Genomic DNA, 11,096 nt, shown 5'->3' with positions numbered 1-11,096 from the left:
AGACGTCGGAGCCTGATTGAGCTCGGCAACGGTCGGATAGGTGCCAACGCGAGCCTTGTAGAGCTCGAGCTGGTTGCTGATCGACTTGATCTGGGCCTTGATGTTGCCAGCCTGGCTGTCCTTGGTCGCGTTGGCGAACTGGGGGACAACGATGGTGGCAAGGATGCCCAGGATCACGACGACGATGAGGATGATGGCGGTGAGGACGCTGCCGCCGCGTTCGTTGCGGCCGCCGCTGCGGCGCCCGCCGCCTCACCCTCGTCGTCCCGTACTACGGCTACGCGACCATGGAGCGGGCCGTCCACCCCGGCGAGGTCGTGACCGCGAAGACCCGCGCCGCCCTGTTCTCGGCGATCCCCCCCGCCTCGTACGGCAACCGGATCCTCCTGCTCGACCTCCACGCCGAGGGCTTCGATCCGGTGCTGAGCCGGGCCGAGCGTGTCGGCTATCACGACCTCGCCACGAACACCGATCCGGTTGCCGGCTATGTCGCCCGCGTCCAAGCGGCGGAGGCGCTGGTGCTGTGCTTCCCGGTCTGGAATTTCGGCTATCCGGCGATCCTCAAGGGCTTCTTCGACCGCGTCTTCCTGCCCGGCGTCGGGGCCTTCGCCTCGTGCCGCGCCGGTCTGGACGCCACCGGCGTCTACGAGGCGATGAACCAGGCCGTGCACGGCCGGGGCGTGCCGTTCATGGGCATCTGCGTCGGCCACCAGCTGCTGGCCACAGAGGGCCTGGAGTTCGGCGTGACCCCGGGCCTCGACTGGATCAAGGGTCAGGTGAGGAAGCTCGAGCCCAACGATCCGCACCTGACCATCCCGCACATGGGCTGGAACGCGATCGCCTTCACGCGCGCTCATGCCCTGTTCAAGGGCATCGAGGACGGCGCCCACATGTACTACGCCAATTCGTTCGCCCTGCACGCCGCCGATCCGGCCGACGTCGTCGCGACAACCGACCACGGTGGACCGTTCACGGCCGCGGTGGCAAAGGACAACGTCGCGGGCGTACAGTTTCACCCCGAAAAGTCACAAGCCTCAGGGCTCGCCCTGCTCGCCAACTTCCTGGAATGGCGCCCATGATCCTCTATCCCGCCATCGACCTGAAGGACGGCCAGTGCGTGCGCCTGCTGCACGGCGACATGGAGAAGGCCACGGTCTTCAACACCTCGCCCGCCGACCAGGCCCAGCGCTTCGTCAAGGACGGCTTCTCGTGGCTGCACGTCGTTGATCTGAACGGCGCCATCGAAGGCAAGTCGGTCAACACCGCCGCCGTGGAGCAGATCCTGGAGTCGATCTCGATCCCGGTGCAGCTGGGCGGCGGCATCCGCACGCTGGAAGGCGTCGAGGCCTGGATCGAGGCCGGCGTCTCGCGCGTCATCCTCGGCACCGTGGCCGTCCACGACCCGGACCTGGTCCGCAAGGCCGCCCGCCTGTGGCCCGAGCAGATCGCCGTGGCGGTCGACGTCCGTGACGGCAAGGTCGCCGTCGACGGCTGGACGGGCCTGTCGGACATCGACGCCATCACCCTGGGCAAGCGCTTCGAGGACGTCGGCGTCGCCGCCCTGATCGTCACCGACATCAGCCGCGACGGCGCCCTGACCGGCGTCAATGTCGAGGGCGTGGGCGAGCTGGCCGACGCCGTCTCGATCCCCGTCATCGCCTCGGGCGGCGTCGCCTCGGTCGCCGACATCGAGCGGCTGAAGGCCCGCGAGGGGGTCGAGATCGCCGGCGCGATCCTGGGCCGCTCGCTCTACGCCGGCACGATCCGGCCGGCCGAAGCCCTGATCGCGGCGGCCGCCTGATGCTGAAGACCCGGATCATTCCCTGCCTCGACGTGAAGGACGGGCGGGTGGTCAAGGGGGTCAACTTCGTCTCCCTGCGCGACGCCGGCGATCCGGTGGAGCAGGCCAGGGCCTATGACGCCGCCGGCGCCGACGAGCTGATGTTCCTGGACATCACCGCCTCCAGCGAAGGCCGGGGCCTGATCCTGGACGTCATTTCGCGCACCGCCGAGGTCTGCTTCATGCCGGTCTCGGTGGGCGGGGGCGTGCGGCAGGTCTCGGACATGCGCCGCCTGCTGCTGGCCGGCGCCGACAAGGTCTCGGTCAACACCGCCGCCGTCGAGAATCCCGACCTGATCGCCGGGGGCGCCGACGCCTTCGGGGCCCAGTGCGTGGTCGTGGCCATCGACGCCAAGGCGCGCGAGGACGGCTCGGGCTGGAACGTCTGGACCTATGGCGGCCGCAAGGACACCGGGATCGACGTGGTCGAATGGGCCGCCAAGGTCGTCGAGCGCGGCGCGGGCGAGATCCTGCTGACCTCGATGGACCGCGACGGCGCCAAGATCGGCTACGACATCCCGCTGCTGAAGGCCGTGACGGCCGAGGTCAATGTCCCGGTGATCGCCTCGGGCGGCGCCGGCAAGACCGAGCACCTGGTGGAAGCCGCCCGCGACGGCCACGCCGCCGCCGTGCTGGCCGCCTCGATCTTCCACTTCGGCGAGATCTCGATCGGCGAGGCCAAGCGGGCCATGGCCGAGGCCGGCATCCCGGTGCGCCTCGACGCCCTGAAGGAAGTCGCATGAGCCAGCGCCTGACCGACGTCCTGCAACGCCTGGCCGCCACGATCGAGGCCCGCAAGGGCGGCGATCCGTCGGTGTCCTATACCGCCAAGCTCCTGAACGACCCCGCCCTAGCCGCCAAGAAGCTCGGCGAGGAAGCCGTCGAGACGGTGATCGCCGCCGTGGCCCAGGGTCCTGACGCGCTAGCCGCCGAGAGCGCCGACCTGCTCTACCACTGGCTGGCCCTGATGGCCGCCTCGGGCGTCTCGCTGGACGCCGTGGCCGAGAAGCTGGAAGCCCGCGAGGGGACTTCGGGCATCGCCGAGAAGGCGTCGCGGAAGAGCTGAGCGGCTTTCCTCTAGCGGATGCTCATGAACGGTCGGTTCGCCTTGCGATGAGACCGCCAACGACGACCCATAGCGCAAACAGTCCGAACAGGAATGCGAGCGGAGGTATGCGCACGTCGAGAACCGGCGTCATGGTTCGAGCCACTGAATAGAAGACGAAGACGGCTAAGAAAACGAAACGGGCCGCTCGCAGAGCGCCTGCGCCAGCCGTATGGCCAGCGACTATTCGAGCCAGAAGCCATTGTCCAAATAGCTCCAGAAAAGCCGCAAGCGCCAGCGCGGCCGCGACGGCGAAGATCCATTGGAACGTCGTCATGGAGCTATGTCTCCTAGGTGCTAAACCCGCCGCTTCAGCGCCACGTACAGCGCGCCCTCGCCGCCGTGGCGGCGGTCGGCGGTGGAGACGCCGGCGACCATCTCGCGCAGGGACGGGTCGGCCAGCCATTCGGGCGTGCGGGTTCGCAGGACCCCCTGCCCCACCCTGCCCTTGCCGGTGATCACCAGCACCGCCCGGTGACCCTGGCTGAACGAGCGGCGGATGAAGGCCTCCAGCGTCGCGCGGGCCTGGTCCTGGTCGAGGCCGTGCATGTCCAGCCGCGCGCCGATCGGGTCGCGCTCCTTGACGATCCGCAGCTTGCGATTGGGCTCGATGTGGCCCGCCGGGCCCTTGAGCGGCTTGGGCGCGACCGGTTTCAGGTCCTCGGGCCGCACCCGCAGCGGCGCGATCGAGGCCAGCCGCGTCGGCGGTTCGGCCGGCAGGGCGGTGTCGGACTTCAGCGACGGCCGGATGCGGGCCTTGGACCGCATCTTCTCGGGCTTCACCGGGGCGCGCGGAGTCACCGTCGAGGCGACCAGGCGCCAAAGGCGCCTGTCGTCCTCCGGTCCGGGCGGCGGCTTCCTGCTCACCTTACGGCTTCGGGACGAGGCGGTAGAGGCGCAGGACGTGGCGCACCCGTCCGGCCTCGGCGCCGGCCTCGGGACCCGTGCCCATGTAGAGGTCGGCGCGGACGTCGCCCTTGATCGCCCCGCCGGTGTCCAGCGCCACCGCCAGGCGGCGATAGGCCGGGAAGGCGCCGGCCAGGGCCGGGGCGCTGGCGTCCAGCCAGTAGAGCGCGCCATAGGCGTGGCGGCTGGGATCGACGGCGATGGCGCGGCCGGGCGGCAGGGACACGCCGGCGGAGCCGACCGGCTCCTTGCCGTCGTCCTCGGCCATCTTGAAGAACACGTAGCGCGGGTTCAGTCGCATGATCGCGTCGGCCTCGGGCCCGCGATGGTCGGCCAGCCAGGTCCGGATGGCGTCGCCGGAGGTATTGTTGTCGGGCAGCAGCCCCTTGTCCCGCATGGCCAAGGCGATGCCGACGAACGGCTTGCCGTTGGTCCCGGCGAACACCGCCCGCACCCGGCGGCCGTCAGGCAGGACCAGCACGCCAGAGCCCTGGATCTGCAGGAAGAACAGCTCTTCGGGCCGCATCCAGGCCAGGGGCTTGTCGGTCGGAACGGCCTCGATCTCGGCGCGGTCGGGATAGGGGACGAAGGTCTTGCCCTCGACGTGGCCGGTGACCTTCTTGCCGATCAGGGCGGGCTCGAAGGGGCCGAGGTCCAGCACGACCAGATCGTCCGGCAGACGGCGCACGGGGGCCGAGAACTCGGCGTTGCGTGACATCCGCGCCTGGTACTGCGGGGCGAAATAGGCGGTCAGCAGGCCGTCGTCGCCGACCGATTGGGCCTGGAAGTTGGCTTCGAAGAAGGCGCGGGCCGCGGCGGCGTCCGAACCGCTCATTCCCCGAGCCAGGTCGCAGACGCGGATCATGGCCGGGTCCTTCGACACGCCGCAGCCCGCCTGGAAGGCCTTCAGCGCCGCCAGATGATCCTCTTGAGCCCAGCCCGGCAGGTCCAAGAACGATACGGTCGCGGGCTGGGCGACCGGCGGCTGAGCCAGAGGAGCTGGCGGCTGAGGCGTTGTCTGGACCGGCGGCGACGCGGGCGGGGCGATCGGCGGCGGCGGCGTCACCACGCTGGCGCAGGCGCTGAGCAGCAAAGCCGCCAGGGCCCCAGAAATCGCGAGACGGGGGGCGATGGCGCTCGAAGCGGCCCGGATGCGGATCATCTACGCCTCGGCGGCGGCGACGAACGACAGCAGCCAGTTCGGATTGGCGCTCTTGACCTCGCGCTCGAAAGTCCAGAGCTCGGCGGTGCGGCGATCATCGACACCCTCGCCGCGCTCGTCCTTGGTGCGGGTGCGCACCTCGGCCAGAATACGGACCACCGCCTTGGCGGTGTCGCCGACCAGGTCGACGCTTTCCAGATCGAGGCGCGGCGGGGCCATGAACTCGACCTTCTCGGTGCGGCCGGCGGCCTCGCGCGCCGTCATGGCCTGCTCGAAATTGGCCATGACCTCGGGCGCGAGGAGCGGCTTCAGCGTGTCGCGATCGCCCGCGGCATAGGCGGTGACGATCTGCTCGTAAGCGGTGCGCGCGCCGGTCATGAACTTGATCGGGTCGAAGTCGGGCTGACGGGCCTTCAGCGCGGCGAGGCCCTCCGAGCGAAGCACCGGATGGGCGTCGCTGGCGATCGGCGCGGAACCGGCGGGGCCGGCCTTGACGGACGCGTCCTCGGGCTGACGACCGACCCGACGCCCAAGCGTGGCGTAGAGCTGATAGAGGACAATCGCGGCGACCGCGGCGAGGAACAGGATCTGAAACACTTCAAGGTCCGGCGACGGGCTTTCGAGGCCCAGGGAATATCTAGGTCGGCGAACGCTCGTCGGTTTCGGAAAAGGCTCTCCGAACCGGGCGAACGCCCCGTGTCTTTCCTATATAGGCGAGACGCGCGCTCTCGTCAGGCGCCTGGCGTTGCGCCAGACGGGCCCTCATGGTAGCAGCGCGCACCTTACTCAAGGCGTTTTTACGCGCCGATCACGGATTTTGTCCTAATGACCGACACCTCCGCCCCCACCGGCGCCCCCGAGGCGACTTCGGAAGACGCCGCTGGCCAAGTGGGCGTCCGCATCCTGGCCCAGTTCGTCCGCGACTTCTCGTTCGAGAACCCGTTGGCCCCCGACAGCCTGCGCGCCGGCGCGGCCCAGCCCGCCATCGACATGGGCGTCGAGATGAACGCCCGCGGCCGTCCCGACGGCCTGTTCGAGGTGGACCTGAAGCTCTCGGCCCGCGCCCTGCGCGACGAGCAAGCCGTGTTCCACGTCGAGGTGGTCTATGGCGGCCTGTTCCACATCGCCGGCGTGCCCGAGGAAGACCTTGAGCCGGTGCTGCTGATCGAGTGCCCGCGCTTCCTGTTCCCGTACGCCCGTCGCCTGATCTCGGACGTGACGGCCGAGGGCGGCTTCCCGCCGTTCCTGATCGACCCGATCGACTTCGCCGGCGTCTACGCCGCGCGCAAGGCCCAGGCCGAAGGCCAGCAGGTCGGCAACGCGTAAGCGTTTGATCTGAGTTTGTTTTCGAGAAGGGCTCGGCCGCAAGGCCGGGCCCTTCTTCTTTGGCCCTAGGGCTGCAGGCGGTAGCCGCCCATCTCGGTGATCAGGATCCGCGCCACGGTCGGGTCGGGCTCGATCTTCTGGCGCAGGCGGTAGACGTGGGTTTCCAGCGTGTGGGTGGTGACCCCGGCGTTGTAGCCCCAGACCTCGGTCAGCAGCTCCTCGCGCGACACGGGCTTGGAGCCGGCGCGATAGAGGTATTTGAGGATGTTGGTTTCCTTCTCGGTCAGCCGCACCTTCTTCTGCTTCTCGTCGACCAGAAGCTTGGCCGAGGGTCGGAACTCGTACGGACCGATGCGGAACAGCGCGTCTTCCGACGCCTCGTAGCTGCGCAGCTGGGCGCGGATGCGGGCCAGCAGCACGCCGAAGCGGAAGGGCTTGGTCACATAGTCGTTGGCGCCGGACTCCAGGCCCAGGATCGTGTCGCTGTCGCTGGCGGCCGCCGTCAGCATGATCACCGGCGCGGTGACGCCGTTCTTGCGCATCAGGCGGCAGGCTTCGCGGCCGTCCATGTCGGGCAGATCAACGTCCAGCAGGATCAGGTCCGGCTTGAGCTCGCGCGATATCCGCACGCCCTCGCCGGCGCTGGCGGCCTCGTTGACCGCGAACTCCTCGTGCAGGGCCAGCTGCTCGGCCAGGGCGCCGCGCAGGTCGTCGTCGTCGTCGATCAGCAGAAGGGTCTTGCGTTGCGCCATAAGGCGAAACATGCACCGCTGCGGCCCTCCGGGACAACCCCGGGCAAGGCCTTAAGTCCGGGAGTCGACGTCTCCATGCTTTTACGAGCCCACGCTGATGGTCGTTTCGAACTCGATGGCCGGACCCTGCGCTGCGCGATCGGCAAGGCTGGCGCGATCGCGGCCAAGAACAAGCGCGAGGGCGATGGCAAGAGCCCTGTCGGCGTCTGGCCGATCCGCGAGGTCTGGTACCGCCCGGATGTCTATACGCAAGGCCCCACGACCCGCCTGCCCGTTCGCGCGACGCAGGCTCAGGACGGCTGGTGCGACGCGCCCGGCGATCCGAACTACAACCGTCCCGTCACCCTGCCTTACCCGGCCAGCGCCGAGCGGATGTGGCGCGACGACGCCGTCTACGACCTGGTGGTGATCCTGGGCCATAACGACGACCCGCCGGTTCCGGGCATGGGCTCGGCGATCTTCATGCACCTGGCCCGCGAGGGTTATCCCGGCACCGAGGGCTGCGTGGCCCTGGCGCGTGCGGATCTGGAAGCGGTGCTGGCGGCGGCCAAGCCGGGGGATGCGGTGGAGATCGTGGGGGATTAAGTCGCGAGGTCCGTTCCAACCCTGCCTTCCTCGCCCTTGTGGCGAGGACCCATGGTTCAGCTTGGCGTGGCGATTGTCAGAGATCGCCGCCAGCGCGATGAACTCCGGCCAGCTCAAAGCCTGCTGAACGCTGGGCCCCAGGCACGAGGCCTGGGGAGGCGAGATCTGGATCTATCCTGAAGCTGCTCAGCCGTAGTTCCTAACCCCAAACAGCGCCGAGCCCACGCGCACCGAGGTCGCCCCCTCGGCGACGGCGATCTCGAAATCGTCGCTCATACCCATGGAGAGCTTCTCGACGCCACTGCGCTGGGCGATCGCCCGCAGCGCCGCGAAATGCGGCGTGGGATCGGCGTCGAAGGGCGGGATGCACATCAGGCCCTCGACCGTCAGGCCGTAGGTCCCACGGCAGGCGGCGATGAAGGAGTCGGCCTCGCCCGGCGCAACGCCGGCCTTCTGCGGCTCCTCGCCGGTATTGACCTGGACGTAGAGGCGCGGCGCCTTGCCGGCCCGCTGGATCTCGTCGGCCAGCACGCGGGCCAGCTTTTCGCGGTCGACGGTCTCGATCACGTCGAAGAAGGCCACGGCCTCGCGCGCCTTGTTGGTCTGCAGCGGGCCGATCAGGCGCAGCTCCAGGCCTTCGCGTCGGTCGCCCCAGCGCTCCATCGCCTCCTGGACGCGGTTCTCGCCGAACACTTTCTGTCCCGCCGCCAGCACCGGCGCGATATGCTCCCAGGGCTGGGTCTTGGAGACCGCCACCAGCGTCACCGAGCCCGGCGCCCGTCCGGCGCGGGCCTCGGCGGCGGCGATGCGGCTTTGGATGTCGGCGAGGGCTTGGGACATGGAAGGAGCGGCCTTGCGAGGCGACAGCGAACTGGACGTCCTGTCTAGGACGGCGGCGGCCTTTCCGCCAAGGACCGTGCGCGACCGCGTGCTGCCGAACCTGCTGTTCTTCACCGATCCCGCCCGCGTCGCCTCGCCCGAGGCCGTGGCCGAGCGCCTGCCGTCGGGGTCTGGGATCGTGTTCCGGGCCTTCGGCGCCGAGGACGCCGTCGAGCAGGGTCGCCGGCTGCGGGCCATCGCCGATGCGCGGGGACTCCTACTGCTGGTCGGCGCGCATCCTGGTCTTGCCGAAGGCGTTCGGGCCGACGGTCTGCACATGCCCGAGCGCTTGGCCGGCGAAATCCCGAAACTGCGCGCGGAGCACGGCCGCTACCTGATCACCGTGGCCGCGCACGACCTAGCCGCCGTTCGAGCGGCCGAGCGCGCGGGCGCGGACGCCGTGATCGTCTCGCCCGTTTTTCCCAGTAACAGCCCTTCGGCCGGAGAGCCGTTGGGTCTCAAAGGTCTGAAGGACATGGTCGGGGCGACGCCCCTGCCCGTCTACGCGCTGGGCGGCGTGCGGGCGGGCACGGTCGGCCAGCTCGCGGAAAGCGGAATTGTCGGGATCGCGGCGGTCGAAGCCCTGGCGGGCTGACCCGGTTTAGAACTTGAAGGCGGTTTCCAGCCGGACGCGCGGAGCGGCCTCGGGCTGCTGGGCCTTGCGGGCGGCCAGGGCCGGGTTGGATTCACCCAGGCTGACGGCGCCGCCGACGCGGATCGACGGCGTGACCTTGAAGTAGGCGCCGGCCTGGACGTCCTGCATTTCCATTTCGCGGCTGGACGGCTGGTCGAGGTCCAGCTTCAGGCCCCAGCGACCCTTCTTGGCGTCCCACCGCAGGGTGCGCTTGTCATCCTGCGGGTATTGGACGCCGGCGGCGGCGCTGGTGAAGTCGTTCTTGACGCTGAAATCAGGGGCGACCGCGTGCGGCTTGGCCTGGGCGAACGCCATCGACGCCGACCCCGTCAGGATCAGCGCGGCAGTCCCCGCCAGGAAGAAACGCTTCGCGACCATCGCTATTTGCCGCCTGTACTCAGTTGTCCCCGCCCATCCCATATAGGAAGAGCCCCTTTGAATTTCGATTAAAGGCTTGGCCGAAACGCGGTCAACCGGCCTTTGGTCGCACTTACGGCCGTATTGTACGATTCAATCGACTCGTGTGGCGGTGAGGTCACGCGATTCCTGTTTTGAGGCAGCGCAGCCATGCTATAGACCGGCTCCCGGCTGCGGGGGCGCGCCAGGAGTGCGCAAGTCGCGCCGGCGAGACATTGGAGCGAGGTACTATGGCGTTTGAGCGTGGGTCTGTGATGCGCGGCGTCGCCGCGGGCGTCTTGGCTCTGTCGATGCTGGGCGTGTCGGCCTGCAGCAGCAACAAGCCTCCCAAGACCTTCTCGACCCAGAGCGACGAGCCTGGCCTGAACCCCTTCAAGCGCTTCGGCGGCGGGAACAAGGGTCCGGCGAGCGAAGGCTCGATCGGCGTGAACGGCTATCTGTGGCGCGCCAGCCTCGACACCCTGGCGTTCATGCCGCTGGCCTCGGCCGATCCGTACGGCGGCGTGATCATCACCGACTGGTACGTGAACCCGGAAACCCCGGCCGAACGCTTCAAGGCGACGGTGTACATCCTGGACACCCGCCTGCGCGCCGACGGCCTGAACGTCACGGTGTTCAAGCAGTCCAAGGACGTGAACGGCAACTGGGTCGACGCCCCGGTCGCCGACCAGACCGCCACCGACATCGAAAACGCGATCCTGACCCGCGCCCGTCAGCTTCGACTTTCGAACATCAAGGGCTAAGGCCCGAAGGGTCTTCGCCTCGCGGCGGAGACCCTGATTACCCATATTCCTGCGCGCTCCGGCCGCGAAACCGCTTACTCTTGACGCGGCCGCGCCTCCCGGGGCGCGTTCCTGCATCCAAGACCTGGTTTCCGATGGCCCGCTACAATCCCAAAGACACCGAGCCCAAGTGGCGTGAAGCCTGGGCGAAGGCCGACGTCTTCAAGACCGGCGAGATCAACGACGGCCGTCCGAAATACTACGTCCTCGAGATGTTCCCGTATCCCTCGGGCCGCATCCACATGGGCCACGTGCGCAACTACGCCATGGGCGACGTGGTGGCCCGCTACAAGCGCGCCCAGGGCTTCAACGTCCTGCACCCGATGGGCTGGGACGCCTTCGGCATGCCGGCCGAGAACGCGGCCATGGAGCGCGGCGTCCACCCCAAGGGCTGGACCTACGACAACATCGCCGCCATGCGCGAGCAGCTGAAGGCGCTGGGCATCTCGGTCGACTGGTCGCGCGAGTTCGCCACCTGCGACCCGGAATATTACGGCAAGCAGCAGGCCTGGTTCCTGCGCCTGCTGAAGCGCGGCCTGGTCTATCGCAAGGAAGCCTCGGTCAACTGGGACCCGGTCGACATGACCGTCCTGGCCAACGAGCAGGTCATCGACGGCAAAGGCTGGCGCTCGGGCGCGACGGTCGAGAAGCGCAAGCTGACCCAGTGGTTCCTGCGCATCACCGACTACGCCGACGCCCTGATCGACG

Annotated in this window: 17 protein-coding genes and 1 pseudogene; 10 read left to right on the top strand and 8 right to left on the bottom strand. The window is 68.7% G+C overall.

Features of this window, described 5'->3' with window-relative positions; all coding sequences use genetic code 11:
- On the bottom strand, positions 1-177 hold a 177-nt coding region (locus tag Q0379_RS24100), incomplete at its 3' end, for a type II secretion system protein GspG (RefSeq protein ID WP_366519284.1).
- Positions 178-242: 65 nt separating this feature from the next.
- On the opposite strand from Q0379_RS24100, the pseudogene Q0379_RS01750 reads away from it, so the two are divergent.
- The 5 genes and pseudogenes from Q0379_RS01750 to Q0379_RS01730 all read left to right on the top strand — a co-directional run.
- Positions 243-341 (top strand): annotated as a pseudogene (locus Q0379_RS01750) (ribose-phosphate pyrophosphokinase-like domain-containing protein); the annotation flags it as partial.
- Positions 318-1,079 carry an imidazole glycerol phosphate synthase subunit HisH gene (hisH, locus tag Q0379_RS01745; RefSeq protein WP_299003662.1) on the top strand — a complete coding sequence of 254 codons (762 nt, stop codon included), beginning with the start codon at positions 318-320 and terminating at the stop codon, positions 1,077-1,079. The pseudogene Q0379_RS01750 and the gene hisH, both read left to right, overlap by 24 nt.
- Positions 1,067-1,801 (top strand): 1-(5-phosphoribosyl)-5-[(5-phosphoribosylamino)methylideneamino]imidazole-4-carboxamide isomerase, encoded by a 735-nt coding sequence (gene hisA / locus Q0379_RS01740; RefSeq protein WP_299003656.1) that lies wholly within the window; start codon positions 1,067-1,069, stop codon positions 1,799-1,801. The genes hisH and hisA overlap by 13 nt, the downstream gene beginning before the upstream one ends.
- Complete coding sequence (gene hisF, locus Q0379_RS01735) at positions 1,801-2,583, top strand: imidazole glycerol phosphate synthase subunit HisF (protein ID WP_299003654.1); 783 nt, start codon at positions 1,801-1,803, stop codon at positions 2,581-2,583. Before hisA ends, hisF begins: the two co-directional genes overlap by 1 nt.
- Positions 2,580-2,906, top strand: coding sequence for a phosphoribosyl-ATP diphosphatase (locus Q0379_RS01730; RefSeq protein WP_096052996.1), 327 nt, complete (start codon positions 2,580-2,582; stop codon positions 2,904-2,906). Before hisF ends, Q0379_RS01730 begins: the two co-directional genes overlap by 4 nt.
- 22 nt (positions 2,907-2,928) lie before the next feature.
- On the opposite strand, the gene Q0379_RS01725 is transcribed toward Q0379_RS01730, so the two are convergent.
- The 4 genes from Q0379_RS01725 to timA are packed head-to-tail and all read right to left on the bottom strand — an operon-like array spanning position 2,929 to position 5,643.
- Positions 2,929-3,222 carry a hypothetical protein gene (locus Q0379_RS01725; RefSeq protein WP_299003648.1) on the bottom strand — a complete coding sequence of 98 codons (294 nt, stop codon included), beginning with the start codon at positions 3,220-3,222 and terminating at the stop codon, positions 2,929-2,931.
- 20 nt (positions 3,223-3,242) lie between these two features.
- Positions 3,243-3,812, bottom strand: coding sequence for a Smr/MutS family protein (locus Q0379_RS01720; protein ID WP_299003646.1), 570 nt, complete (start codon positions 3,810-3,812; stop codon positions 3,243-3,245).
- 1 nt (position 3,813) lies between these two features.
- Positions 3,814-5,013 (bottom strand): MltA domain-containing protein, encoded by a 1,200-nt coding sequence (locus Q0379_RS01715; protein ID WP_299003644.1) that lies wholly within the window; start codon positions 5,011-5,013, stop codon positions 3,814-3,816.
- Entirely contained in the window at positions 5,014-5,643 is a 630-nt protein-coding gene (gene timA / locus Q0379_RS01710) for a TIM44-related membrane protein TimA (RefSeq protein WP_299003660.1), read from the bottom strand. It abuts the gene before it with no gap.
- 195 nt (positions 5,644-5,838) lie between these two features.
- On the opposite strand from timA, the gene secB reads away from it, so the two are divergent.
- Entirely contained in the window at positions 5,839-6,339 is a 501-nt protein-coding gene (gene secB, locus Q0379_RS01705; RefSeq protein WP_299003642.1) for a protein-export chaperone SecB, read from the top strand.
- A 65-nt stretch (positions 6,340-6,404) separates the two neighbouring features.
- Here the strand turns inward: secB and Q0379_RS01700 are convergent, their stop codons facing one another.
- A complete protein-coding gene (locus Q0379_RS01700; RefSeq protein ID WP_299003658.1) occupies positions 6,405-7,091 on the bottom strand; it encodes a response regulator transcription factor in 687 nt (228 codons plus the stop codon).
- 75 nt (positions 7,092-7,166) lie between these two features.
- Here Q0379_RS01700 and Q0379_RS01695 point away from each other — a divergent pair, with 75 nt between their 5' ends.
- Complete coding sequence (locus Q0379_RS01695) at positions 7,167-7,676, top strand: L,D-transpeptidase family protein (protein ID WP_299003640.1); 510 nt, start codon at positions 7,167-7,169, stop codon at positions 7,674-7,676.
- A gap of 186 nt (positions 7,677-7,862) precedes the next feature.
- On the opposite strand, the gene Q0379_RS01690 is transcribed toward Q0379_RS01695, so the two are convergent.
- The gene (locus tag Q0379_RS01690) at positions 7,863-8,516 is read right to left on the bottom strand and encodes a YggS family pyridoxal phosphate-dependent enzyme (RefSeq protein WP_299003638.1); all 654 of its coding nucleotides are present in this window, start codon (positions 8,514-8,516) and stop codon (positions 7,863-7,865) included.
- A gap of 13 nt (positions 8,517-8,529) precedes the next feature.
- On the opposite strand from Q0379_RS01690, the gene Q0379_RS01685 reads away from it, so the two are divergent.
- The gene (locus Q0379_RS01685) at positions 8,530-9,150 is read left to right on the top strand and encodes a thiamine phosphate synthase (protein ID WP_299003636.1); all 621 of its coding nucleotides are present in this window, start codon (positions 8,530-8,532) and stop codon (positions 9,148-9,150) included.
- 6 nt (positions 9,151-9,156) lie between these two features.
- Here Q0379_RS01685 and Q0379_RS01680 read toward each other — a convergent pair whose 3' ends face one another.
- Entirely contained in the window at positions 9,157-9,567 is a 411-nt protein-coding gene (locus Q0379_RS01680; protein ID WP_299003634.1) for an NtrZ family periplasmic regulatory protein, read from the bottom strand.
- 254 nt (positions 9,568-9,821) lie between these two features.
- On the opposite strand from Q0379_RS01680, the gene Q0379_RS01675 reads away from it, so the two are divergent.
- Together Q0379_RS01675 and Q0379_RS01670 are read left to right on the top strand one after the other, a co-directional pair.
- A complete protein-coding gene (locus tag Q0379_RS01675; protein ID WP_299003632.1) occupies positions 9,822-10,349 on the top strand; it encodes a DUF3576 domain-containing protein in 528 nt (175 codons plus the stop codon).
- A gap of 134 nt (positions 10,350-10,483) precedes the next feature.
- A partial coding sequence (locus Q0379_RS01670; protein WP_299003630.1) for a class I tRNA ligase family protein occupies positions 10,484-11,096 on the top strand: 613 nt, incomplete at its 3' end.

Source organism: uncultured Caulobacter sp. (genome assembly GCF_937900395.1).
In the GTDB taxonomy this organism is placed as follows: Bacteria; Pseudomonadota; Alphaproteobacteria; order Caulobacterales; family Caulobacteraceae; genus Caulobacter.
This window is presented reverse-complemented; position numbering and strand designations above follow the sequence as displayed.

Coding starts and splice junctions, on each gene's coding strand:
- hisA (WP_299003656.1), top strand. CDS start 1,067: ATGGCGCCCATGATCCTCTATCCCGCCATCGACCTGAAGGACGGCCAG.
- hisF (WP_299003654.1), top strand. CDS start 1,801: ATGCTGAAGACCCGGATCATTCCCTGCCTCGACGTGAAGGACGGGCGG.
- Q0379_RS01730 (WP_096052996.1), top strand. CDS start 2,580: ATGAGCCAGCGCCTGACCGACGTCCTGCAACGCCTGGCCGCCACGATC.
- Q0379_RS01725 (WP_299003648.1), bottom strand. CDS start 3,222: ATGACGACGTTCCAATGGATCTTCGCCGTCGCGGCCGCGCTGGCGCTT.
- Q0379_RS01715 (WP_299003644.1), bottom strand. CDS start 5,013: ATGATCCGCATCCGGGCCGCTTCGAGCGCCATCGCCCCCCGTCTCGCG.
- secB (WP_299003642.1), top strand. CDS start 5,839: ATGACCGACACCTCCGCCCCCACCGGCGCCCCCGAGGCGACTTCGGAA.
- Q0379_RS01700 (WP_299003658.1), bottom strand. CDS start 7,091: ATGGCGCAACGCAAGACCCTTCTGCTGATCGACGACGACGACGACCTG.
- Q0379_RS01695 (WP_299003640.1), top strand. CDS start 7,167: ATGCTTTTACGAGCCCACGCTGATGGTCGTTTCGAACTCGATGGCCGG.
- Q0379_RS01690 (WP_299003638.1), bottom strand. CDS start 8,516: ATGTCCCAAGCCCTCGCCGACATCCAAAGCCGCATCGCCGCCGCCGAG.
- Q0379_RS01680 (WP_299003634.1), bottom strand. CDS start 9,567: ATGGTCGCGAAGCGTTTCTTCCTGGCGGGGACTGCCGCGCTGATCCTG.